17 protein-coding genes and 1 pseudogene are annotated in these 24,070 nt (G+C 63.7%); 3 read left to right on the top strand and 15 right to left on the bottom strand.

Annotated elements, in window-relative coordinates; translation table 11 throughout:
* Positions 1-1,029: 1,029 nt before the first annotated feature.
* The 5 genes from AWB72_RS28460 to AWB72_RS09105 form a co-directional block, all read right to left on the bottom strand.
* Positions 1,030-1,839, bottom strand: coding sequence for a polymorphic toxin type 22 domain-containing protein (locus AWB72_RS28460; RefSeq protein WP_244285566.1), 810 nt, complete (start codon positions 1,837-1,839; stop codon positions 1,030-1,032).
* A 78-nt stretch (positions 1,840-1,917) separates the two neighbouring features.
* Positions 1,918-2,355: a hypothetical protein gene (locus AWB72_RS09115; protein ID WP_040048970.1), complete on the bottom strand. Its 438-nt coding sequence runs from the start codon at positions 2,353-2,355 to the stop codon at positions 1,918-1,920.
* A gap of 7 nt (positions 2,356-2,362) precedes the next feature.
* Positions 2,363-3,070 (bottom strand): hypothetical protein, encoded by a 708-nt coding sequence (locus AWB72_RS28455; protein WP_143754600.1) that lies wholly within the window; start codon positions 3,068-3,070, stop codon positions 2,363-2,365.
* 40 nt (positions 3,071-3,110) lie between these two features.
* Positions 3,111-5,318: a two-partner secretion domain-containing protein gene (locus AWB72_RS09110; protein WP_040048989.1), complete on the bottom strand. Its 2,208-nt coding sequence runs from the start codon at positions 5,316-5,318 to the stop codon at positions 3,111-3,113.
* A 1,054-nt stretch (positions 5,319-6,372) separates the two neighbouring features.
* Positions 6,373-6,714: a hypothetical protein gene (locus AWB72_RS09105; protein WP_040048971.1), complete on the bottom strand. Its 342-nt coding sequence runs from the start codon at positions 6,712-6,714 to the stop codon at positions 6,373-6,375.
* 119 nt (positions 6,715-6,833) lie between these two features.
* Between AWB72_RS09105 and AWB72_RS09100 the strand changes: the two genes are divergently transcribed.
* On the top strand, positions 6,834-7,745 hold the full coding sequence (locus AWB72_RS09100) for a LysR family transcriptional regulator (protein WP_040048972.1): 912 nt from the start codon (positions 6,834-6,836) through the stop codon (positions 7,743-7,745).
* A 6-nt stretch (positions 7,746-7,751) separates the two neighbouring features.
* Here AWB72_RS09100 and AWB72_RS09095 read toward each other — a convergent pair whose 3' ends face one another.
* The 9 genes from AWB72_RS09095 to AWB72_RS09055 all read right to left on the bottom strand — a co-directional run bounded on the left by AWB72_RS09095 (position 7,752) and on the right by AWB72_RS09055 (position 19,782).
* Positions 7,752-9,128: an MFS transporter gene (locus AWB72_RS09095; RefSeq protein WP_040048990.1), complete on the bottom strand. Its 1,377-nt coding sequence runs from the start codon at positions 9,126-9,128 to the stop codon at positions 7,752-7,754.
* 79 nt (positions 9,129-9,207) lie between these two features.
* Positions 9,208-10,929 carry a GMC family oxidoreductase gene (locus AWB72_RS09090; RefSeq protein WP_040048973.1) on the bottom strand — a complete coding sequence of 574 codons (1,722 nt, stop codon included), beginning with the start codon at positions 10,927-10,929 and terminating at the stop codon, positions 9,208-9,210.
* 20 nt (positions 10,930-10,949) lie between these two features.
* A complete protein-coding gene (locus AWB72_RS09085; protein WP_040048974.1) occupies positions 10,950-11,756 on the bottom strand; it encodes an enoyl-CoA hydratase/isomerase family protein in 807 nt (268 codons plus the stop codon).
* Between the two features lie 6 nt (positions 11,757-11,762).
* Entirely contained in the window at positions 11,763-13,328 is a 1,566-nt protein-coding gene (locus tag AWB72_RS09080) for an AMP-binding protein (RefSeq protein WP_040048975.1), read from the bottom strand.
* On the bottom strand, positions 13,321-13,857 hold the full coding sequence (locus AWB72_RS09075) for a (2Fe-2S)-binding protein (protein WP_040048991.1): 537 nt from the start codon (positions 13,855-13,857) through the stop codon (positions 13,321-13,323). The genes AWB72_RS09080 and AWB72_RS09075 overlap by 8 nt, the downstream gene beginning before the upstream one ends.
* Positions 13,854-14,675 (bottom strand): FAD binding domain-containing protein, encoded by an 822-nt coding sequence (locus tag AWB72_RS09070; RefSeq protein ID WP_040048976.1) that lies wholly within the window; start codon positions 14,673-14,675, stop codon positions 13,854-13,856. Before AWB72_RS09070 ends, AWB72_RS09075 begins: the two co-directional genes overlap by 4 nt.
* Positions 14,672-17,677, bottom strand: a complete 3,006-nt coding sequence (locus tag AWB72_RS09065) for a xanthine dehydrogenase family protein molybdopterin-binding subunit (protein WP_087128040.1) — start codon at positions 17,675-17,677, stop codon at positions 14,672-14,674. The genes AWB72_RS09070 and AWB72_RS09065 overlap by 4 nt, the downstream gene beginning before the upstream one ends.
* A gap of 4 nt (positions 17,678-17,681) precedes the next feature.
* A complete protein-coding gene (locus tag AWB72_RS09060) occupies positions 17,682-18,296 on the bottom strand; it encodes a UbiX family flavin prenyltransferase (protein ID WP_040048977.1) in 615 nt (204 codons plus the stop codon).
* Positions 18,289-19,782 (bottom strand): UbiD family decarboxylase, encoded by a 1,494-nt coding sequence (locus AWB72_RS09055; RefSeq protein WP_040048993.1) that lies wholly within the window; start codon positions 19,780-19,782, stop codon positions 18,289-18,291. The genes AWB72_RS09060 and AWB72_RS09055 overlap by 8 nt, the downstream gene beginning before the upstream one ends.
* 277 nt (positions 19,783-20,059) lie before the next feature.
* On the opposite strand from AWB72_RS09055, the gene AWB72_RS09050 reads away from it, so the two are divergent.
* Both AWB72_RS09050 and AWB72_RS09045 read left to right on the top strand, forming a co-directional pair.
* Positions 20,060-21,001, top strand: coding sequence for a LysR family transcriptional regulator (locus AWB72_RS09050; protein ID WP_040048978.1), 942 nt, complete (start codon positions 20,060-20,062; stop codon positions 20,999-21,001).
* On the top strand, positions 20,998-22,437 hold the full coding sequence (locus AWB72_RS09045; protein ID WP_040048979.1) for an aldehyde dehydrogenase family protein: 1,440 nt from the start codon (positions 20,998-21,000) through the stop codon (positions 22,435-22,437). Before AWB72_RS09050 ends, AWB72_RS09045 begins: the two co-directional genes overlap by 4 nt.
* Here the strand turns inward: AWB72_RS09045 and AWB72_RS09040 are convergent.
* A pseudogene (locus tag AWB72_RS09040) lies at positions 22,437-24,002 on the bottom strand (methyl-accepting chemotaxis protein); the annotation flags it as partial. The gene AWB72_RS09045 and the pseudogene AWB72_RS09040 overlap by 1 nt on opposite strands.
* Positions 24,003-24,070 lie beyond the last annotated feature (68 nt).

Raw genomic sequence — 24,070 nt, 5'->3', positions numbered from 1 at the left:
TCGAGATGCGGTCAGCTTTCTATCTTCGCCGCTTTGCGTCTGCGCGGCGCGGTCGTGCGTCGTCTGTCCGTTGGCCACCTCGACACTGAAGCCGGTGTGGGTGCCGTTGCCGCCGAGATCGCCGAATTGATGATGGCTCGTGTCGTCATGGCTCGTCATCGAATCCACGCCTGCCAGCACGGTTGCGGTATTGCTGCCCCGGTTCAGACGTTGAGCCCCATCTTCCAAGCAAAACCGCCAAAACGACAACCTAGCTCGATGGCTGGTTGTTTGTAGCGTAATAGGCGCTTTCTAGCTCAGCGCATTACGCACATATTCCGCTAGCCCGAGTAAATCAGAGTAAGCAATTGGAGCAAATCCAGGGTAATGCTCCGCGATATAGCGACTAACATCAACCTTTTCTATCTCAGATCGAATCTCATCGACAAAGACGGGTTGGATGACCCAATTGGTGCCCGGCAAGGCTACCCGTTGATGCTCGACCATATGCCACGCGATAGCCCCCTCGTATCCATCAATTGCTGATTTCAATTTGGCAATGAATTCCGGCTGCTCCGCGCTAAATCGGATCGAAGTGTACGGCGGAGCATCGAATGGTCCTGACGAACAATACTTCCGTCCTTCAACACAATTTCAACTTTTCGCGCCTGAAATTTTCTCCATTCCACATTTGCGGCTTGCTCAATAACGCGGCAAAGCTCATCTCCGTGAGCGAGCGTCGTACTCGTCGTTTTGTTGCCCCTTTGACTGTGGTAATTGAGACGCCTTGTGGGTTCGTGTTTTTCATGTCTACGTGCTTATGCAGCACGGCCAGTTGGTCATTACGCCCTTGCCTGCCATGCCTTAGACGAGGAACCCAACTCAAAGCCGGGTTTTGTCGTTTTAACTAAAGAAGAATTTTTTTATAAGCAATCACAGATGAAGGCGAATGCGGATCCGACACAAACCCAGTAAGCTCGCTTTTCTCCGCGCGTCATCTTGGCCCATTGCTCAGGGGTTGGACCACCACCTGCAGCCATTTGATTCTCCTTAATTAGTCTTTTCAGTCGTTTGAGTTGAATGGCCCCAAGGCAGCACCCCAAAGCTCAATGCTCCTGGCGTGCCAATGCCAACTTCCAATGCCGTCGAACCTCCATAAGCATGAGTTACTGCACCAAACACATTGACACCGAAAGGTGTTGGTATAGATACGAATGCTTGGTTCCCGTCCCCCGCCAAGAAGTTGCGCGCATCTTCAGCATTGCTTGCCCCGTAGATGTAGCCGACTGAGCTACTAAAACCAGGTTGGTAAGAAACAGCAGACGGGTTGGTCATCGAAACCCCACCCGATAGGTAAGTCGAGCCATCGTAAAGACTCACGGCTGCCGTACCGCTTCCTGAGAGAACGCTGACGCTTGTGGTCGCATAGTCCGGCGCAAGTCCCCGCCCATGCTCTCCGAAACCCGCCGAGTAATCCCCCGTGTTGTACCCCGGCGAGAACGGCCCATACGGATCAACTCTCGGTGTTGCTGCCTGAGCGCTCGACATACCCCAACTGTATGGCGAACTTGCGCCGCCCGTGCTTTGCGTAATCAGGTCTTGCAACGCCGTCGATGGCGTAGCCAGCATCGAAGGATCTTGCACAAGGTAATTTCCCGTACTATCCGTCACCAACTTCATGCCTGTCGTGTCATAGACTGCATTGTTCGGTGTATCCGCATTCAACGGCACAACCACGCCTGTCGAGGCATATTCCCCGTACTGGCTATTGTTCGCTGCGCGCATGGCATTTTCGATCTGCGCTGCGCTGATCGGTGAACCGTCAGCATTCGTCAGCCCTTGCGCCTTCGCCTGATTCACGATCTGCTGCGCCTTAGTCTTTTCTTGCGGATGCAATTGCCGGTTGTAAAGAACCGCTACATTGGCGGATCATTAAACCTACCGTGCGCCACACCGTCGGATAGTTAAAGCGTTATAGGTCATGTTGATACCATAGAGAGCTTTTCCCTCTCCGTATTCGACGTTTCTTTGCACGTCGGCACGAATTCCCTGCTTGCAAAGCAAAACCTCTCCCTGGTAACTAATGTCACGCCAGCCAAGTGCTCGCAACCCGCGCTCGTACTTATTGGCTAGATCAGATGTCCATGTCTTCGCATCGATTCCAGTGTATAAGTACGCGGACCCATATTTGCTACCATGAGATTCACTTGAAATAACCCCGCCGGACTTCAGAATCGAGGTCATATCGTGACGCATAATCTCAAATTTCTGTGCAGTGTCAGTCGGATTATTCTTGATTGCCAGAAACATAAAAACAATCGCGACGATCGCAATTCCGATGCCAGCTCGCTTCTCTAATGTCTTCATCTTGACCATGACAGGTTTATTGTCGCTTCGGTTGCATTCCGGGAATCGTATAGATCGGAAGACTGAACCCGGTCGAACCACCGACTCCAATGTTGGCTGAACGTGTGAGCCCGCCAAAACCAACGCCAACTTCTACGGACGTATCACCACCGACTGCATGATTAGCTCCGATGCATCCTCCGTATGCGCAGGCATTTCCGCCAAATGATCCACCACCGAGGAAGTTATCTGTTCTATCCGCCTGAATAGTCGGTGCTTGGTTGATTGCGGAAGGAATAACGCCGAAGGTAACAGACGCTCCGGGTTTGACGGGAACTGCACCGCCACCGCCTATGTAGACGTTGCCGTTATGCAAGTTAATAGCAACGCTCGCTGATCCACCCAAAGCTGCACCTCCGATAGTGACGTAATCAAGCTTGCCGGGTTGTTGAGCCAACACGTTAGAGATAAATGCATTGCGATCGGCCTGTGAATCCGCGTCGCTGTATTTAAACTGCCCGCCCGACGTTTGCCGCACCATACCGCCCGCGCCAGCCGTCGAGAACAACGTCCCGTTGTAGTTCTGCAATTGCGTTTGCTCAGCTGTATAACCCGCGCCTTCCTTTTCTAACGCTGAGTATTTAGTGTAGTCCGCCGTGCCCGGTGCATATTCAGCCGCGCAGTGAACCAGCGCACATCCCGCTGCTTCCAGTCGGTGTTCCTTATCCGAGTCGCCGTTGGCCAAGTCATGTATGGCTTTCCTCTCATCCGGATGCAACTGCCGGTTATAAAGATCCGCTCGTCGCGATCGTGCCGCCGTTGTTCGAGAGCGATCCGCTGTAGATCGACAACGTGCCCGCGCCCGATGTCGTGATCTTGCCGTTGTCGTTGATGAGCGCGGCAGGCGCAAGCGATAAATCCGCCGCGTTCGTTTGAATGGAACCGTTGGCGTTGTCGAGCGTGCCGACGACGGCGAGCGTGGTCGCGCCCTTGCCCGTTTGCGTGATGCTGCCCGCGTGATTGACGAGACTGTCCGCTGCAAGGGCGACCTGGTCGCCGGTGATTGCGCCGTTGCTGTTATCGAGCGTCGCGGCCCTCACGTTCACGACTTTGCCGGCGGAAATCGCGCCGCCTGCAACGGTGAGCGTGGACCCAGCGGTGACGGTCGCGTTGCCGTTCGCGGCCAGCGTGCCCACGTTCGAAAGCGATCGCGTGGCCGTCGCGGTCAGGTCTTGCACCGCCGTGATCGAACCGACATTGACGAGCTGCCCCGCCTGCACGACGACGTTGCCATTGCCGCCGATCACACCGCCTTGCGCGTTGTTCAGCAGACCCGATGCGCTCACGCTGAGACCGTCCGCATTGAGCGACGTGAAGTGGCCCGCGCTGTTATCGACACTCCCTGCGCGCACGTCGAGCGCGCCTGCCGACTGCATCGTGCCGCCCTGATTCAAGAGCGCATTGACGATGTTCGCGGAAAGCCATCCACCCGAAATGATCTGGCCGTTGACGTTCGACAACGCGCCCGCGTTGATTGATTGCGCGCCACCGGACTTCAATGCGCCGTTGTCGTTGGCGAGCGTGCCGGTGGCATTCGCGTTGATGCTGCCGCCCGCCGTCGTCGTCGCTGAGGAAAGGTTGATGTCGCCCGCCGAAGCGGTCAACGCGAGGTTGCCGTTCGCCGTCGTCGAACTGCCCGCCAGATTCACGGATGCGCCCTGCACGACGGCATTCGCGGCCGCTGCATTGCGTCCGCTCGCGGAGATTGCGCCGCTTGCGATCACGTTGAGATCGCCTTGCGTGCTGATCGAGCCGTCGCTGTTGATGCCCGCGCCGAGCGTGCCCGTCGAATCGACACTGCCCGCGTTGATCGTCGTATTGCGCTGCGCGGCGAGCACACCGCTATTGGTCAGCGTGCCGGAAGTCGCCGCGACGACATCTTGCTGTGCGTAGGTGGTGCCGCTATTGTCGATACCATCGCGCGCCGTCGCGCTGATGCTGCCGCTTGCATTCGTCTGCCCGGCGAGCACGAGCTTGCCTTGCGATGTAAGCGTCAGATCGCCCGCTTGCGCCGCGAGCACGCCTCGGTTCGAAACCCCAACGCCATATTCATTCGATGCGAGAAAGATGCGACTCGCATACATCCCGCCCAACTGACTGACATCGATAGCAACGGCAGGCGCGGCGCCATTGCCCGCAATCGGCGTCGCAGCGAGCGTGGTGTGATCGACCTGATTCGCACCGGTAACAACGTTGAGATTGTTGGCATAGATCGCGGCATTCACTTGTACGGCACGTGCCAGCAAGTCCACCTGATCGACATTGGTCGCGTTCAGCCCCGCACCTTGCACGGTGATATTGCCGCCCGCAACATTGAATCCCGCGAGGCTTCCGTTCGCGCCGAAGTTCGGCGTGCCGGTCGTCAAAATGGCGCGCGACGTATTGATGAACCCGCCGCCATCCACCACGATGCCCGACGGATTCGCCACGATCACTTCGGCCTTCGGCCCCGCGACTTCCAGATAGCCGCGCAACTGCGAAGGCGAATTGCTGAGCACCTGATTGACGATGATCCCCGCCGACTGCCCCGGCGCGAGGTTCGGATTACCGTTGACGTAGCCGGCTTGCTGCGTCTGAACGATGGTCGGCGAGTTATTGAGAAGCGCGCCTTTGCCGGGCACGTCCAACTGCGAATAGTTGTTCAACGAGACGCCAGCCGCAGAAGGCTTCGCGATGTTGACCTGCTGCAAGCCGTTTTGCGTCTGCAAAACCTGCGCGCCAGATCCAGCCGAAGGCACGATCTGCGCAAGCGTCAGCGTCGATACAGTACCGAGCAGCGCCATCGCGGCACAAGCAACGGGGCGCAACACCGGAAGCGAACTAGCGCCCGTGCCGCTTGCGGGCTCAGATGCGTGGGAAACTGCGAAGTCGGCGACCGCGACCAGCATGCGGCGCAGGCGACAGAAAACTACCTTGTATAAGCCTTTGTTCATTCGTTCAATCTTCGGCTGCGTAAGTCAACCGAAAATTGTCACGGGCGGGCCTTTACCGAGGCACTCAGCCAATTCCGAATTGGCTAAAACAATTCGTGCCGTATGTCAGGGTTGTAAGCGGATCGGCGAGCGCAGAGAAAATCAGTTTCCCTTCACGCCGTCGTCTATAACAGAGTGACGACGTGCTGATCCTCACGTCCAGTGCTCACCCCGCACGACACCTACAAGACTTGAGCCGTACAACGACTGAAGTGCATTCTCACCCGCGCGGCGCTGCGGGCTCGTTGCATCCGGCGCTTGGCTGTCGATCAAACGTTCGTTTCCCTAACGATTCCATGACATCGACAACGCCATGTCCGGATTCGGATGTCGCACGTCCTGGAATGCGATGTCGAGTCATCGACGGAGTATCGATCATGAAGGCCTTATTTCTAGCGGTAACGGGAGGCGTCCTGCTCTCGCTAGGCAGCATCGCTTACGCTCAATCCACGGGTTCAGACTCGTCATCATCCATGGGCGGCTCGCGCTCGGGCGCCTACGACAGCGGGCAATCCGGCCAATGCGTCACCGGCCTGTCGTGCAATATCTATCGCGGCAGCTGAAAAGTTGCGAGGCGCTGCCTGAAGGAAAGCGCCTCGCAGCATTGAAGCGATTAAAGAGAACGCCCCTGCAGTCGACGCGCATCTCTGTACGACAACGAACACATCATCCTGTTGCGGTCGATGGCGAGCGCATACCATTGACTATCGAAATTGAATTACATCGGATAGCTAAGCGATTGTTTCGCTTTTTGGCACATGCAGCCCATTGGCGTCGACACTGGTATTCAACTACTCCATGAGGTATCGATGAGACCGCCCAGAGCGTCGTCGTGTGGTTCGCCGGCTTCGCGCCGATCGCGACGGACGCGCGCACCGGCGTCAAGGGCGCTCAGGGCACGGCCGCCGGGCAGATCGAGGCGGCATCATCGTTCGATGCGCGCGCCCGCAGAACTGTCCGGCGTGCGGTGGTGTCCGCTGCGCTGCCGAAGGTTCTGACGCATACCGCCAACGCATCAATCGCCGGTGCTCGGCCCGCTCCCTACCGCATCGATCGTCCTTCCGCCCGCGTGCTGCAGCAGCGCTTCGACGTCGCTGGCCCGCGCCTCGTCTACTTGCACGGTCAGAATGAATCGCGACACTTCGCCCTGATGCCTGAACCGCGCATCGTATTCCTCTTTCCAGCCGATAGAACCCGTGCTATCGCCCGTCAGAAAGTTGCCGCGCACGGGGCCGGCTTCGTCGGCCTGAAAGGTCAGTTCCACGGCTTCGCGTGGCACGCCCGAAGTCACGAGCGCATCGCGCGCCTTTTCCGCTTCCTCTTGCGATTGAAACACTCGTGCGATCGTCGTTTCCAATTGCGGCTCCTTGTATGCACTGATGCGGAAATCGTGCGCAATACGCGTGCCGCGTGTCAGGTCGCGCTGCGCAGACTACACTTGCATGCTCTAGCCGCACCCTCGGAAAACGGTCACGCATGGAATTGAAGCAGGTTCAGTACTTCATCGCCCTGTTCGAAGAGGGCACCGTCACGCGCGCCGCGAAAAGGCTGAATATCGCGCAGCCCGCGCTCAGCATGCAGATCGCCAAGCTCGAAACCGAGATCCGGCAGAAGCTCTTCGAGCGCGGTCCGCACGGCATGGCGCCCACCGAAGCCGCGCGGCTCATGTACCGCCTTTACACGCCGATCATGCGCGACATCGATCACGCGCGTGAGCATCTGAGCCGGCGCGATGTCATCGTGACGGGACGCGTGTCGCTGGGCATGGTGTCGTCGGAAGCGCAGAGCGTGTTGCCCGAATCGCTGGCGCGTTTCGATGCGCTGTTTCCTCAAGTGGAAGTCTCCGTCGCCGATGGCTTCAGCGCGCAGCTCATCGACGCCGTCGAATCTGGCCGGCTGGATGCCGCCATCATCAACAAGCCGCGCGGGCGGCTCACGCTCGATGTCGAACCGTTGCTCGTCGAGGAAATGGTGCTGGTGACGAGCGCGGCGCACGGTCCGGACCTGCCCGACGCCATCGATCTCACGGCGCCGTCCGGCATCGAGTTCGTGTTGCCCACGCGCCGCAACGGCCTGCGCGGCGCGCTCGATGCCGCGCTCATGGCCGCCGACGTCGTCATTCAGCCGAAGTTCGAGATCGATCTGCTCAGCACGATCGTGCAGTTCGTCGAGCAGAGCAGCATCGCGACGATCCTGCCGCGCGTCGTCGTGCAGGCGAAGGTCGATCAAGGCCTGCTGCGCGCGCGCACGATCGCGGTCCCGCCGATCGTGCGCCACATCATTCAGGTCACGCATCCGAAGCGGCCGATCGGGCCGGCCGCTTCGGCGTTGATCGCGATCATCACCGAGGAAATCCGGCGCGTGACCACGGGCGCACCGGCCGAATGAGGCCGCTCACGAAGGATTGCGCGCCGCGCCGTTGTCGAGCTTGCCGAGCGTCTCCGGCACCACGAACGCGCCCACGATGAAGATCACGCTGATCGCGCCGGCGAAGATCGCGAGCGTCGAGGGCAACTGGCTCGCGTCCTTCGCGACGAGCGAGACGAACGTCGGCATCATCCCGCCGATCGCGAAGCCGATATTCCACGAAAGGCCCGTGCCCGTCGCGCGGATGGCGGTCGGGAAGCGCTCGTTCAGAAAGATCAGCACCGGCGCATAACCCGCGCTGCCGAGCGCGGAGAGCAGCACCGCGTAGACGCCGATCATCGTGATGCTTTGCGCCGTCGGCAACAGCAGGAAGAGGCCGGGCAGCGCGACGAGCCGGATCAGGCCGATCCAGATGAACGCGCCCTTGCGCCCGATGAACGTGCTGATATGCCCCGCCGCCACCGATGCGACCACCACGGCCACGCTGCAGATCATCAGGATCGCGGCTGCCGCGCCGTTCGGCGCATGACTCACGACCTTGAGGAACGTCGGCAGATAGCCCGACGTCAGGTAGTAGCCGCTGCCGCCGCCGATGGTCAGCAGCAGGTTCACGAACAGCACGCCGCGATATTCCCGCGAAAACAGCGTGCGAATGGGCGAGCGCACCACTTCGGCCTTCGCGCTCTTCGTCTGCGCGGCGGCTTTCGCGGCCTTCTCGGCGGCGAGCTTCTTCCATAGCGGCGATTCTTCGAGGCTATTGAACACGAAGAGGCCGAGCACCGAACTCAGAATGCCGGTGAAGAACATGCAACGCCAGCCCCACGTATCGAATGCATCGCCGGGAAAGATGGCGGACATCGCCAGAAACGTGAGCGATGCGAGCAGCGCGCCGAGTCCCGCGCCGCCCCCGCCGATCAGTCCGGACACCGCGCCGCGATACTTCGGCGCGACGGATTCGGTGCCGATGGTATGCGTCGACGCCACCACGCCGCCGACGAACACGCCCTGCACGAGACGCAGCAGCAGGAAGAGAATCGGCGCGAGGAGACCGGCCTGCGCGACCGTCGGCAGCAGGCCGAAGGCCGCCGTCGACACGCCCACGCCGACGACCGCGAAGATCATCGCGCCCTTGCGGCCGTGACGGTCCGCGTAGGAGCCGAATAGCGCGGAGCCGAGCGGGCGCATCAGAAGCGTCACCGCGAACGACGCATAGACCGCCGCGAGCGAAAGCATCGCGTGTTCGGATGGGAAGAATAGACGCCCGACGACGGGCGCCACGTACAACAACACGAACAGGTCGAACAGATCGAGGGCCCAGCCGAGGCACGATGCCATGACTGCGCCCATGATTTGCCGCTGATTGGCCGGAAGCACGGCGGCCCCGTCTTGCGCTGCTACGGACATATGCATCTCCATGTGTGTCATCGGCACGCTTTTTCGATGCGTGCTCTTGTCGAGGTTAAGGAATCGTTGTGCCGGTCCTTCAGTGCGCGGCGGCGATGCGCGATTCGGCGCCCGCTCTTCGCCCGGCGACCATCGCATCGGCGATCTTCTCGGCGATCATGATGGTCGGTATGTTCGTATTGGCCGATGGCAGGCGCGGCATCAGCGATGCATCCACCACGCGCAGCCCTTGTGTGCCTCGCACGCGGCCTTCGGTGTCCGTCACGGCGTCGCGGTCTTGCGGACCGCCCATGCGGCACGTGCCGCTCGCGTGCCACACGCCGAACACGTTCGCGCGGATGAAATCGTCGAGCGCGCGGTCGTCGTTTATCAGGGCGGACATCTTCAGGCCGCGCGTGAAGAAGCGTTCGATCAGCAGGCGCCTGAGCGGCGCGGGCGTATCGAGCAGCACGCCGAGCATCGACGTCAGCAGCGCATTGCCGTCGCCGACGCGGCTCAACGCCTTTACGCGCGGCGAGAACGCGGCCGGAAAGAAGTCGCGCGGATCGCGGCCGAGACCCGATGCATCGACAATGCGCGCGAGCATGCGCACGCCCACGGCGAGCCGTTGCAGGTCGCGTTCGTCGTCGAGCAGGTTCAGATCGACGCGCGGCGCAGCGGCCGCATCGGGCGATGCGAGCTGCACGCGGCCACGCGAATACGGCCGGTTGCACCACAGGAAGAAGAGGCCGAGCCGGTTGCCGAGCGCGTGCCACGCGGCGCGCGTCGCGCTCGATAGATAGAGGTCCGAATCATCGCAGCCCGCGACGCCCGAGCTCATGCGCGCCGCCGTCATGCTCGCGCGGCGTCGTGCGAGCGGCATGCGAAAGCGCGGCTCGAGAAAATGACAGAACGTGAGCGACGGATGATCCTGCAGATTGCGTCCGACGCCCGGCACATCCACCGTACATGCAATGCCCTGCGCCGCGAGTTCGCGCGCATCGCCGATACCGGCGCGCAGCAGCATCGCGGGCGACTGCAACGCGCCCGCGCAGAGCACGACTTCGTTCGCCTCGAAATGCACGCGCTCGCCGTTGCCCGCAATCGCGACGACACCGCGCGCAGCCGCGCCTTCCATCACGATGCGCTCGACGCGCAGATTCGCATGCACGCTGAGATTCGGGCGCTTGCGCGTGGCTTCGTCGAGATAGGCGATGGCCGTGGAGACGCGCGCATCGTCGATATTGGAAAACGCGCCGGGAAAGAAGCCGTCGCCGAACTCGCCGTTCTGGTCCTGTAATTCCGCGAGGCCGTTCGCGCGCATGCCCTTCGCGAACGCGTGGCAGAACGCGGGCCAGTCCTTCGGCATGATGCGTCGAATGGGCACCGGACCATCGCTGCCATGCAGTTCGCCGCCGGGGAAGTTCACGTCGCGTTCGAGCTTGCGAAAGTACGGCAGCACGTCGCGCCACGACCAGCCATCGGCGCCGTTCGCGGCCCAGTCGTCGTAATCGCGCGGCAGGCCGCGATTGGCCGACTGCACGTTGATGCTCGATCCGCCGCCCATCACGCGGCCCTGCTCGTAGACGCGCGGCGCGGCGTGCTTCGTGGCCTTCGCCTTGAGGTCCGGCCAGATATAGGTGTCGCCGCAGAAGACCGGCATCGGATAGCTGTCGAGAATGGCGGCGGGCACCGCGCCCGGCGGCGTATCCGCGCCCGCTTCGATCAGCGCGACGCGCACCGACGGCGCCGCCGACAGCCGATGCGCGAGCACGCATCCCGCTGAGCCGCCGCCCACGATCACGTAATCGAAGCGATCCATCGCCTGTCTCCTGGTTTGGTTCAGCTACCGCGAAACGCCGGTTTGCGCTTGCCATGAAACGCTTCGACGCCTTCGCGGAAATCGTCGGACGCGCGCAGGCGGCTATAGCAATGCCCTTCGAGTTCGATGGCGATCGAAAGCGGCGAGTCTTCCGTATCGTTCAGCAGCTTCTTCGCGGTGCGCTGCGCGAGCGGCGAAAACGCGCGCAACTCATCGACGAGCGCATCCGTGGCCGATTCGAGTTCCGCATCGGCCACGCAATCGACCGCAATGCCCCAGTCGTATGCCTGCTTGCCGGGGATACGGCGCGAGCGCATCACGATGTCCTTCGTGCGGCCGATGCCGACCATCGACTGCAAGCGCGCCGATCCGCCCGAGCCGGGAATCTGGCCGAGCTTCTGTTCCGGCAACGCGTAGAAGGTCGTGTCGGTGACGATGCGGAAGTCGCACGCGAGCGACAACTCGAAGCCCACGCCGAAGCAGAAGCCGCGATTGGCCGCGATCACCGGCTTCGAGCAGCGCGCGGGCGCCGCGATATTCCACGCGAGCTTCGATACGTGTTCCGGCGATGCTTCCAGAAAGCCCTTGATGTCGCCGCCGCTAGAAAAGTGCTCGCCGGTCGCGCGCACGACGATCACGCGCACGCGGTCGTCTTCGTCGAGTGCTTCGAACACGGCGCGCAACTGGTCGCGTGCGTGCATCGAAATGACATTGAACGGCGGGCGGTGCAGCACGATATCCGCGCGCTCGCGCGTTTCGTCGATTTCGACGGAAAAGCCGTCGAGGTCTTGCAGCAGCGCGTGGCCGCGATGGTTCAAATCGCTCATGGCGTGTTACTCCTTCGTAGTCTCTGTAGGTTGTGCGGTCGGTGCATTGGCGTCGGGCGCGTATTCGCCCGCCTGGAGCTTGCGGCGCAGGATCTTGCCGACCGGCGATTTCGGAATGTCGTCGACGAACACGTAGTCGCGCGGACGCTTGAAGTTGACGAGATCGGACTGGCGGCACCACGCGTCGAGCGCGTCGGAATCGACATACTCGCGGCGCTTGATGAACGCGACCACGCGCTGGCCCCAGCGTTCGTCCTTGACGCCCGCGACCGCGACTTCATCCACCGCCGGGTGCAGCGACAGCACCGATTCGATATCCACCGGCGAGATGTTCTCTCCGCCGCTGATGATCATGTCATCGACGCGGCCGGTCACGTAGAGATCGCCGTCGCGGTCGAGATAGCCGGTGTCGCCGGTGAAGTACCAGCCGCCGCGTAGCGACTTCGCGTTCGCGTCCGGCCGATTCCAGTAGCCTTCGAACGCTTCGTCGCCGAGCAGGTCCACGATGATCTGCCCTTCCTCGCCGGCTTCCGCGATCTCGTCGGGCGAAAGCGCATCGAGCTTCACGACGCGCAGCCGCGTGTTGATGCCCGCGCGGCCCGCGCTGCCGGGCTTCTTCGTCGCGTCCTGATCGATGCTGAACGTGTAGACCTCGGACGAGCCGTAGTGATTGACGAACAGTTCCGGCTCGAACGCCGCCGAGAGGCGCTTGAGCAGGCCATCGTTCATCGGCGCGCCCGCGAAGCCGAGCTTTCTTACCGACGATGTATCCGTGTCGGCAAACGCGCTGTCCGCGAGCAGGTCGTGATAAAGCGTCGGCACGAGATAGAGGCACGTGAGCGCGTGCTTCGAGATGCATTCGAGCGCGAGCTTCGCATTCCAGCGACGCACGCAGACGAAGAGGCCATCGACGAGGGCCATCGCAAGCAGCGAGCGCACGCCCATCGTGTGATAGAGCGGCATCACGCCGAGCGTGCGTTCGCCGCGCTTATACAGGTTCTGCGCGACGTGTGCGAGCGCGCCCGCGCGTTCATGCCGATGCCTGCGCGGCACGCCCTTGCCCTTGCCCGTGGTGCCGGACGTGTAGAGGATCAGCGAGATGTCGTCGGCGGTGGCATGCGTCGTTTCTTCGGCGCTCTCTTTTTCGACGATGAGCGCATCGAAGTTCATCGTGCCGCCGGGCGCATCGTCGAGCGCGATACGCGGCACGTTTTGCGCGGCGGGGCTTTGCACGACGGCATCGGCGGAAACGGGTTCGTAGACGATCGCCTTCACGCCCGCGTCCGTCACGCAGTAGTCGAGTTCCTCAGGCTTCGCGCGCCAGTTGAGCGGCACGATCACGATGCCTGCGAATTGCCCGGCCCAGTGCAGCGTCGCCATTTCCCAGCGGTTTTGCAGCACGACGAGCAGCCGGTCGCCGCGCTCTATCCCAAGCTCGCGCAAGCCATCGGCCACATTCAGGATCATGCGATGCCACTGCGTGTAAGTCAGTTGCACGTCGCCATCGACGAGCGCGAGCGCGTTCGGGCTGCGTTCCACGCTTTGCAGGAAGGTGCGTCCGAGATCAAGCATGTTCGGTCTCCTTAACGTCTGCATTCGTTCGCCGACGCGCCGCCACGTCCAGCACGGCGGCGACGATCGGCGTATAGCCCGTGCAGCGGCAGATATGCCCGGACAGCATCTCGCGCACTTGCGCTTCGGTCGGATTAGGCACGCGCTCCAGATAATCCGCGCACGACATCAGGATGCCCGCCGTGCAGAAGCCGCACTGCAATGCGTGATGCCGCTGGAACGCCTGCTGCAAGTCGCCGAGCGTCTGGTCGGGCGCGAGGCCTTCGACCGTATCGATACGCCGTCCGTCGGCCTGCACCGCGAGCATCAGGCACGAGCGCGCGGCGACGCCATCGACATGCACGGTGCATGCGCCGCATACGCCGTGCTCGCAGCCGACGTGCGTGCCTGTCGCGCCGAGTTCGTGCCGGATGAAGTCCGACAGCAGTTCGCGCGGCTCGCAATGGCCGCTTCGTTCGCGGCCGTTGAGCGTCAGCGTGATGCGCCGCGCTTCGCCGTGCCGCATGAGGGTGTCCGACATCTTGCTCACTTCGCCTCCTCTATCGCGCGCCATCCGAGTTGCCGGACCAGATTCCGGCGATATTTCGCGCTGATGTGCGCGTCGTCCTGCGCGTTCAGTTTCCAGCTCAAATCGTTCAGCGCGCCGCGCAGGTCGTCGCCTTGCAAACGCGGCCAGCGCTCCGTCACCGGCCGGTCCGCGACGCCGCCCACCGCGATGCGAATCGAATCGTCGGTAACGACCGCCGCGCACGCGACGATCGCAAAGTCGCCGTGGCGCGCGGAGAATTCCGTGAACGCGTAGCGCTCGCCCGGCTTGCGCAGCGGGAAGCGCACCGCTTCGACGAGTTCGTCCGGCTCGCGCGCGGTCATCAACATGCCCTGAAAGAAGTCTTCCGCCGCGAGCGTGCGGCGCTTCTTCTTCGAGCGCAGCATCACGTCGCCGCCGAGCGCGGACAGCACGAGCGGCAACTCCGCGCTCGGGTCCGCGTGCGCGACGGACCCGCATACGGTCCCGCGATTGCGAATCTGAAAGTGCGAGATATGCGGGAAGGCCATCGCGAGCAGCGGCGTTTCGTCGGCGAGCGTGGCGCGCCATTCGACGCTGCCTTGCGTCGCCGCCGCGTTCACGACGAGATGCCCCGCACGCTCGTCCACGCGCACGGCATTCAGCTCGGCGGTGCGCGAAATATCGACGAGCACCTTCGGCTGCGCGAGCCGCATGTTGAGCACGGCCATCAGCGACTGGCCGCCCGCCAGCACGCGCGCGTCTTCGCCGTATTGCGCGAGCGCATCGAGCGCGTCTTGCGTGGTCATCGCGCGCAAGTAGTCGAACGGTGCGGGCTTCATGCTCGTCTCCCAAAACGGGCGAGGAGTCTCGCTATCCACGATCCATGCGCTTGCACCGGCTTGCCCGCCGCCTGCCTTCCGAGCGATTCGAACAGTTGCTTCAGCACGACCTTCGCCGCGCCTTCGAGCATGCGGCCGCCGACCGCCGCGACCTTGCCCGACACCTGCGCTTCGTAGTCGTACGTGAGGCGCGTGCCGCTGCCTTGCGGCGTCAGTTCGACGATGCCGCTGCCGCGCGCGCTGCCGAGCGGCGAGATGCCCGCGCCCGCGAGACGCAGGCGACGCGGCGCATCGATTTCCGACAAGCCGATGCGCGCCTCGAAACGCGCCTTGATCATGCCGACGCCCACCGTCACGTCCGCGCGATACTGGTTCGGCGCGGTTTCGTCGAGCGCATGACAGCCGGGTATCACGTTCGCGAGCGCCTTCGGATCGAGGAGCACGGCGAACACGGCTTCGGGCGTCGCGGGCAGATCGACCGCGCCTTGCGCCGTGAGCGCGCGTCCGCCGCCCGGCGTTGCGGCTTTCGTCGGCGATGCTTCGCGATACTCGGGCCGCGAAGGCTCGGGATCGTCGATGCCGATCATCGCCATCACCTTGGGCGGCGTGAGCGGCAAGCGAATGTCCTCGACACCGAGCGCATCCGCCACTGCATTCGCGATGCACGGCGGCGTGCTCATGTTGTTGCCTTCGCCGAGTCCCTTCGCGCCGAGCGGCGTGAAAGGCGACGGCGTTTCCATATGCACGATCACGGGATCGGGCACTTCGCAGGTCGTCGGCATCAGATAGTCGGCGAGCGTGCCGGACTGGAAGCTGCCGTCCGCGCCGTAGCGAAACTCTTCCATCAGCGCCGCGCCCACGCCCTGCGCGAACGCGCCGCGAATCTGGCCATCGGCGAGCGCGGGATTGAGGATCGTGCCGGCATCGTGGACGGTCACGTATCGGTCGATGCGCACGCGCCCCGTCTCGCGATCCACTTCGACGCCGCACATGTCGAACGCGAAGCCATACGCCGCCGACGTATTGATGCGGTCCTGCTCGTCAGGCGCATCCATGTGCGGCGGCGACCAGAACACGGTCTCGCGCAGGCCCGGCTCGTCGCCATCGGGCAACAACGCGGGCGCCCAGTGCGGCGCATTGCTCGCGGCACGCGCGAACGGCAGCGCGCGATCTTCGGCATCGTTCGGAAAGATGCGCGCGCCTTCGAATCGCACGTCACCGGGCGCGCAGCCGAACTGCTTCGCGAGCACGCGCGCGAGCTTGTCGCGCACGCGCGTGGCGGCGAGATGCACGGTGCCGGCCACCGCGCCCGCGAATCGGCTCGAATAATTGCCCGCCGCGACGGACCACGCGTCCTTGTGCGTATCGAATTCGACGTTGACGACGATATCTTTCGGATCGAGCCCGAGTACGTCCGCGACGACTTGCGCGCACACCGTCATGTGGCCCTGTCCCGCCGGCGTCGATGCGATGGTCACGACCACGCCGCCCAACAGATCGACGCTCACGGTTGCGCTCGCAATCGCGCCGTTCTTCGGGCCGGCTTTTCGGCGCGCGTCGGCGGGCATCACGGTCGTGATGTAGCCCATGTTCGATACCGACGGCTCCACGATCGCCGCGAAGCCGATGCCATAGAGCCGCCCTTCCTTGCGCGCGGCATCGCGGCGCGCGGCGAGTTCGCGATATCCGCCCTCGTCGATCGAGCGGCGCAGCGCTTCCTGATAGTTGCCCGAATCGAGCAGCGCGCCCGCTGCCGCGCGATACGGGAACGCATCGGCGGGAACGAAGTTGCGGCGATAGACATCGGGCACATCGAGCTTCAGTTCGATGGCGATGCGCTGAATCAGCCGCTCCAGCGCGAAGTACACTTGCGGCCCGCCGAAGCCGCGCACGAGGCCGGTCGGCGTCTTGTTCGTCAGCACCACGCGATTGCGCACGACGAGATTCGGGATCGCATACGCGCCCGTCAGGCAGCCGTGCATCCGGTAGAACGTCGCGGGTTCGGGCGCGCGCACGTAACCGCCGACGTCTTCCATCTGATCGTACGAGAGCGCGACGATACGGCCATCGTTTTCGACGGCGGCTTCTATCGTCGATACGCGCGCCGTCGCCGATGTCGCCGCGCTCAAATGCTCGAGCCGGTCCTCGACCCACTTCACCGGCGCACCTGCCTTGCGCGATGCGAGGCACATGAGCACGACATACGGAAACACCGCCTGCTTCACGCCGAAGCTGCCGCCGGAATCGCGCGGCGCCTTGTGACGCAGGCGGTTCGCGGGCACGTTGAGCGCCATCGCCATGACGGCGTGCAGCGAGAACGGCCCCATGAAATTGGACGTGACGTCGTAGCCTTCGTCGCCCGACAAGTATTCGGCGATGACCACGCCGCATTCGATCGGCGCGCACGTGTTGCGCGGATAATGCGCGACCAGCTTGACGCGATGCGGCGCGCTTTCGAACGCGGCTTCCGGCTCGCCGTAGCGGAAATGCCGGTCGCTGATGACGTTGGTGCCGACGCGCTCGTGCAGCACGGGCGCATCGTCCATCACGGATTGCTCGATGGACGTCACCGGATCGCGCATCGTGTATTCGACCTTGATGAGATCGAGCGCGTCTTCCGCGAGCGCACGCGATTCGGCCATCACGACCGCAACCGGCTCGCCGACGTAACGCACGCGATCCATCGCGAGCGCCCACTGTTCCATCGGCGACTTCACGCCGACGACGAACGGACGCGACCACGGACGCAAGTCGTCGCGCGTGAGCACGGCGCGCACGCCCGCGAGCTTCGACGCGGCTTCGGTATCGATCGACACGATATCCGCGTGCGCATGCGGCGAGCGCAGAATCGCGGCGTGCAGCGTGCCCGGCTTCACGGCGATGTCGTCGCCATAGCGGCCACGGCCCGTCAGGATCGCCGGGTCTTCGAGGCGCTGCATCGAACGGCCGACGTGACGCTGCGGCGCGTCGATTTCAGCAAATGCGGTTTCGCGCTGGTTCATCGCGTCACTCCTCACCTTCGGCGCGGCCGCTGAATTCATCGGCGAGACCGCTCCAGCGGCGCGCGATTTCAGCGTGCTCGATGCCGAACAAATCCAGAATGCGCCCCACCGTGTGATCGACCACATCGTCGATGGTCTTCGGATGCGCGTAGAACGCGGGCACCGGCGGCATCACGATCGCGCCCATTTCGGTGGCGAGCGTCATGTTGCGCAGATGCGCGAGATTGAGCGGCGTCTCGCGCGCGACCAGCACGAGGCGGCGACGCTCCTTGAGCATGACATCGGCGGCGCGCGTGAGCAGGTTGTCCGCGAAGCCGTTGGCCACGCCCGCGAGCGTTTTCATCGAACACGGCGCGATGACCATGCCTTCGGTCAGGAACGATCCGCTCGCCACGGCCGCGCCGATATCGCGCACGTTATGCACGACGTCCGCGAGGGAATCGATGTCGCCGCGCGTGAGGCCGAGTTCCTGCGCGGCCGTCACCGCGCCCGATGCCGACACGATCAGATGCGTCTCGTGCGTGCCCAGACGGCGCAACGCGGCAAGCAGGCGCAGGCCGATGACCGCGCCGCTCGCGCCCGAGATGCCGACGACGATTCGCTTCTTCCGTTCAGCCATGATCGCGCGAAAGGTAAGCGTCGAACGCACGGTTATCGGCGGCAACGAGCGCGTCGAGATCCACCGTGTCCTGGCCCGGAATGCGCACGCGCGTGAACACATGCGCGGGATACACGACCGGGCGCGTCGCATCGAGGCCCATCTTGGCGCTCACGCCTTGCAGATGCGCGGGCGCGTCGTCGGGCTGGCCGACCGTCGTGGACGGATCGAGCGGCGAGCCCTGCGCGCCGTCGATCACGACGAGATCGCGGTCCGCCTGGAAGCGCGTCGCGATGGCCCATTCGATCTCGGCGGGATCGTGCACGTCCACGTCCGTATCGACGACGACGACCTGCTTGATGTCGTAATGCGCGCCGAACGCGCACAGGATGACGTTCTTCGCTTCGCCTTCGCGCTTCTTGTCGAACTGCACCCACAGGTGATAGCGGCACACGCCGCCCACCGACAGATGCACGTCCTTCACGGCCGGATGGCTGCGCTGTAAATGCGCGAGCAGCGTGGCTTCACGCGGAATGCCGCCGAGCAAAAGATGCTCCATCTCAGCGGGAATGATCGTATGAAACACCGGGTCGCGCCGATGCGTGACCGCCGTCACTTCGATGACTTCGCGCGCTTCCTTCGCGCTGTAGTACTTCGGGAATTCGCCGAACGGGCCTTCCGGCTCGCGCACGTTCGGCAGAATGCGCCCTTCGATGACGATCTCCGCGAACGCGGGCACATGCACGCCGTTCGTCACGCATTGCGCGACAGGCAGCGGCGCGCCATGCAGCGCACCCGCGATTTCGAGTTCATCATGATCGATGGGCGTGATCGCTTGCGAGGCGAGCATCGTGAGCGGATCGACGCCGATCGCGATGGCTACGTCGAGCGCATCGCCGGCTTCTTCCGCCGCGCGCTGGAATGCATAGAGATGGCGCGGCAGCAGCAGGATCGCCATGCGATCGCGGCCATGCACCTGAATGCGATTGATCGACACGTTTTGCACGCCCGTGCGCGGATTGCGCGCAATCACGAGACCGGCGGTGATGTACGGACCGTTGTCGTGTTCGCTGTGCGTTGGAATAGGCAAGAGCGCGTGAAGATCGATATCGCTCGTATGCACCACTTGCTGGCACGGCGCGTCTTCACGTCCGACGAGTTTCGATTCGAGCGGCGCGGCGGCCGCTGCGGAAAAGCGCGCGAGCAACGCGGATTCATCGACGCCCATTGCTTCCGCAATCCACGCGCGCTTCGACATGAAGCCGCTCACGACGGGCATTGCGTGACCGCCCGGCTGCGTGAAGAACGCGGCCTGCGTGCCGTCGAGGCGTTTCGCGATGGCAGCGAGTTCGTGTTCGAGCGCGACCGGCTTGTCGATGGTCGCGACGCGGCCGGTCTGCGCGAGATGCGCGAGCCAGTCGCGCAGCGAAAGCGAGCCGGTGTCGGCGCCCTTCGGGGCCCAGGCGAATGGGGGAATGCCGTTCGTTGCGGCATCGCGTGTATTCATCAGCGTCTCCATCTGTGCGCGCCTGCCGTGGCAAGCGCATTGGATGAAGCGTAGCGAGATCGCCCCATAACATCTAATACTGTTTATTGATGCGGCGAATCATTCGCTCTTATATCCGTGTTAGCCCGGATGACAGGCTTCTTACAGTTACGTATCAATAGATCGCTCACTCACGCGTTATTGCTGGGCGCACTGGCATGAAGCGCGCTGCACATCTTACGAAGTCACTTGATAATGGTGATACCGCCCATTAGCGTTGCTGATGCCCCGGGGAAACATGGACCTCAAGCAAATCCAGTACTTCATCGCGCTGTTCGAGGACGGTTCCGTCACGCGGGCGGCCAAGCGGCTGAACATCGTGCAGCCCGCGCTGAGCATGCAGATAGCGAAGCTCGAGGACGAACTGCATCAGCAGCTCTTCGAGCGCGGCGCGCACGGCATGGCGCCGACCGCGGCGGGACGGCTCATGTATCGCCTGTTTCTTCCGATCATGCGCGACCTCGCGCACGCGCGGCAGCAACTCGTGCAGCGCGAGGAAGTCGTGACGGGGCATGTGGGCATCGGGCTGATCGCGTCGGTGACCGAAAGCGTGCTTGCGGATTCGCTCTCGCGTTTTCATGCGCGTTATCCCGATGTCGAAGTCACCGTCGCGGATGGCTATAGCGCGACGTTCATCGACTGGGTCGCGGGCGGCCAGCTCGATGCCGCGATCATCAACAAGCCGCGCGCGCGTCTCTCGCTCGATTCGCGTGCGCTGCTCGATGAAGAGATGGTGCTCGCCACCAGCGCCGCGCACGGCCCCGATCTGCCGCATGCGATCGAACTCGCGCAACTGCCCGAACTGGAACTCGTGCTGCCGACCAAGCGCCACGGCCTGCGCGGCGTGCTCGACAGCGCCGCGCAACACGAGGACGTGCTGCTCGCGCCGCGCTTCGAAATCGACGTGTTATCGACCATTCTCAAGCTCGTCGAGCACACGCGCTTTGCGACCATCCTGCCGCGCATCGTCGTCGAACGTGCGGCGCGTCACGGCACCTTGCGCGCGTGCCCTATTCTCGCGCCGCGCATCGTGCGGCACGTCATCTGCGTCAGCCATCCGCGACGGCCCTTGAGCGCCGCAGCCGAAGCGCTGATCGCGATCATCGGCGATGAACTGCATCTCGCATCAAATAGTTCGCCATCCGAACCATCTACCAACATCAAGGAACGCTCAGCATGAACGCACGACACTGGATTGCCGGCGAATGGACCGGCACGCCCAACGCCGACAGCATCGATCCCGCGACGGGCGAAGCCATCGGCCAGTTCGCGGACGGCGGCGCTGCCGAAGCCGATGCCGCCATCGCCGCCGCGCGCCATGTCTTCGATCGCACGACGTGGGCGCAGGACGCGCGCTTGCGCCAGGACGTGCTGCTCGGCTGGGCATCGGCGCTCGAAGCGGAACGCGACGCGCTCGCGACGCTGCTCACGCGCGAAAACGGCAAGGCCATCGCGCAATCGCGCGGAGAAATCGCGGGCGCCATATCCGAAGTGCGCTATTACGCAGGACTCGCGCGGCACATCGCGGGACACGTGCTCGAAGCCGAACCCGGCACGATATCGACGATGCTGCGCGAAGCGGCCGGCGTCGCCGCGATCATCGTGCCGTGGAACGCGCCGGCGGTGCTGCTCGTGCGCTCGCTCGCGCCCGCGCTCGCGGCGGGTTGCACGGCCGTCGTGAAGCCCGCCGCGCAGACGTCGCTCGTCACGGCCGCGATGCTGCGCTGCTTCGAGCGCACGGCGTTGCCGAAGGGCGCGGTGAATCTCGTCAGCGAACAGGGACACGCGGCGAGCCAGCGGCTCGCGGAATCGCATGACGTGGATGTGGTGAGCTTCACGGGATCGACGGCGACGGGCAAGAAGATCATGACCACGGCGGCGGACAGCATGAAGAAGCTCTCGCTCGAACTCGGCGGCAAATCATGCTGCGTCGTGTTCGACGATGCCGATATCGCCGCCATCGCCCCGCGTCTCGCGCGCGCCGCGACGATCATCTCGGGGCAGCAATGCACGGCGGCGCGGCGCGTGCTGGTGCATGCATCGCGTGCGGCGCAGATGCGCGAGCATCTTGTGGCGGCGCTTGCATCGCTGAAGGTGGGACCGGGCATCGATCCGGCGACGGATATCGGCGCGCTCATCGATTCGAACACGCGCGATGCCGTCGATCGCACCATCGAACGCGCCTGCGGCATGGCGGATCGCGTGTTGTTGCGCGGCGAACGATCGGGGCATGCGTTCCTGTCGCCGACGCTCGTCGAACATGGCGATCCGAAAGCGTTCTTCTGTCAGGAAGAAATCTTCGGGCCGTTCGTGACGCTCGAAGTTTTCGAGACCGAACAGGAAGCCATAGCGAAGGCCAACGATACGGTCTTCGGCCTTTCCGCGAGCGTGTGGACGAACGACGGTCCGCGCGCGTTCCGCATCGCTCGGGCGCTGCGCAACGGAACCGTCTGGATCAACGACCACAACAAGCTCTTCGCCGAAGCCGAAACGGGCGGCTACCGGCAAAGCGGACTCGGCCGCCTCCACGGCTACGATGCGCTCGCGGACTTCACCGAGCTGAAGCACATCTGCATGCCGGCGGGCGTCGCGGAAGGCATCGTGCCGCTGCGTTAACTGATGCGGAATTGCGACACGGTCTGCGAGAGATGCCGTCCCTGATCGTCGAGCGCCTGCGAAGCGGCCGCCGCCTGTTCGACGAGCGCGGCGTTCTGCTGCGTCACGCGATCCATTTGCGCGATCGCCTGATTGACCTGCTCGATGCCGCGGCTCTGCTCGCCGGATGCCGCCGCGATCTCGTCCATGATGTCGGACACGCGGGCCACTGCGCGCAGCACGTCGCTCATCGTCGTGCCCGCGTCCTGCGCGAGCGCGAAGCCCGCTTCGACCTTCGCCACCGATGCGCCGATCAGTTCCTTGATCTCCTTCGCCGCATGCGACGACCGCTGCGCGAGCGAGCGCACTTCCGAGGCGACGACCGCGAATCCGCGTCCCTGTTCGCCTGCGCGCGCCGCTTCGACCGCCGCGTTCAACGCGAGGATGTTGGTCTGGAACGCAATGCCTTCGATGATCCCGATGATGTCCGCGATCTTCAGCGAGCTTTCGCTGATGGCGGTCATCGTCTCGACGACGCGCGTCACCACCGCATCGCCCTGCTTCGCCACGTCCGACGCGTTCGCCGACAGCGTGCTCGCCTGTTGCGCGTTGTCGGCATTCTGGCGAACGGTCGACGTGAGTTCTTCCATGCTGGCCGCCGTCTCCTGAAGCGATGATGCCTGCTCTTCCGTGCGCGCCGACAAATCCGCGTTGCCCGATGCGATCTGCATCGAACCCGTCGCGATGCTGTCGGCGGCCGTGCGCACTTCGCCGATCAGCGTGACGAGGCTCTTCTGCATCGCGTCCATCGACGAAAGCACGCTGCCTGCGGGCACGGCGCGCGTCATCGCGACCGGACTCAGGTCGCCCGATGCCACGCGCTGCGTGATTTCCTTCAGCGCGGCCGGCTCCGTGCCGAGCGCGCGCGTCAGCCCGCGCGTGATGAGCACGCCCGCAGCCACGGCGGCGGCGACCGCGCCCGCGCAGATCGCAGCGAGAATCCGCAACTGCGACGCATAGTGTTCGTGCGCTTCGGCGACAAGCGCTTCGGCGCGCTGATGCGTGTACGTCGAATAGGCGTCGGTCGCGCTCACCAGTGCGGCGAGCAGCGGGCGGCAGTCCTCGTTGATCTTGCGCACGGCTTCTTCCTGCCGATGCTGCGTCGCGAGTTCGACGATGGCCTGCGCGACCGGCGCGTAGAGCGCTTCGATGCGATTGATTTCGGCGACGAGCGCGCGCGCTTTTTCGGTGGTGTCGGTGGCCGATGCGATCGTCGCGTCGAGGCGCGCGAGATGCGCGGTGACGTCGGCTTGGGCACGCGCTTCGGCTTCTTTTTCGAGCGCGAAATCGGCGGGCGTCGTCACGAGCGCCATGTTGCGGGCGGCGATCGCGCGCCGGTCCACGGCCTGGCGAACCTGCTCGGCCAACGTCTCGCGCGCGTTGGTGCCTTCGACGAACTGAAAGAAGCGCTGATTCGCGTCGCCCAATGCGCTGATCGCTACCGCCGAGACGATCAGCACGACGCCCGTGAGAAAGCTGAATGACAAGGCGAGCTTCGCCTTCATCGACATGGTGTTGAGATTCATGGTTGTTATGGTGTGCGCCGTGGTCCGCGGCGTTGCCGGCAAAACTGCCGGCTTGTTATTGGGGCTTT

Source organism: Caballeronia concitans (assembly GCF_001544615.1).
Classification (GTDB): Bacteria; Pseudomonadota; Gammaproteobacteria; order Burkholderiales; family Burkholderiaceae; genus Caballeronia; species Caballeronia concitans.
This window is presented reverse-complemented; position numbering and strand designations above follow the sequence as displayed.

Excerpts from the sequence above, each read along its gene's own strand:
- AWB72_RS09115 (WP_040048970.1), bottom strand. The coding sequence starts at position 2,355 with ATGGTCAAGATGAAGACATTAGAGAAGCGAGCTGGCATCGGAATTGCG.
- AWB72_RS09110 (WP_040048989.1), bottom strand. The coding sequence starts at position 5,318 with ATGAACAAAGGCTTATACAAGGTAGTTTTCTGTCGCCTGCGCCGCATG.
- AWB72_RS09100 (WP_040048972.1), top strand. The coding sequence starts at position 6,834 with ATGGAATTGAAGCAGGTTCAGTACTTCATCGCCCTGTTCGAAGAGGGC.
- AWB72_RS09095 (WP_040048990.1), bottom strand. The coding sequence starts at position 9,128 with ATGTCCGTAGCAGCGCAAGACGGGGCCGCCGTGCTTCCGGCCAATCAG.
- AWB72_RS09090 (WP_040048973.1), bottom strand. The coding sequence starts at position 10,929 with ATGGATCGCTTCGATTACGTGATCGTGGGCGGCGGCTCAGCGGGATGC.
- AWB72_RS09085 (WP_040048974.1), bottom strand. The coding sequence starts at position 11,756 with ATGAGCGATTTGAACCATCGCGGCCACGCGCTGCTGCAAGACCTCGAC.
- AWB72_RS09080 (WP_040048975.1), bottom strand. The coding sequence starts at position 13,328 with ATGCTTGATCTCGGACGCACCTTCCTGCAAAGCGTGGAACGCAGCCCG.
- AWB72_RS09070 (WP_040048976.1), bottom strand. The coding sequence starts at position 14,675 with ATGAAGCCCGCACCGTTCGACTACTTGCGCGCGATGACCACGCAAGAC.
- AWB72_RS09065 (WP_087128040.1), bottom strand. The coding sequence starts at position 17,677 with ATGAACCAGCGCGAAACCGCATTTGCTGAAATCGACGCGCCGCAGCGT.
- AWB72_RS09060 (WP_040048977.1), bottom strand. The coding sequence starts at position 18,296 with ATGGCTGAACGGAAGAAGCGAATCGTCGTCGGCATCTCGGGCGCGAGC.
- AWB72_RS09055 (WP_040048993.1), bottom strand. The coding sequence starts at position 19,782 with ATGAATACACGCGATGCCGCAACGAACGGCATTCCCCCATTCGCCTGG.
- AWB72_RS09050 (WP_040048978.1), top strand. The coding sequence starts at position 20,060 with ATGGACCTCAAGCAAATCCAGTACTTCATCGCGCTGTTCGAGGACGGT.
- AWB72_RS09045 (WP_040048979.1), top strand. The coding sequence starts at position 20,998 with ATGAACGCACGACACTGGATTGCCGGCGAATGGACCGGCACGCCCAAC.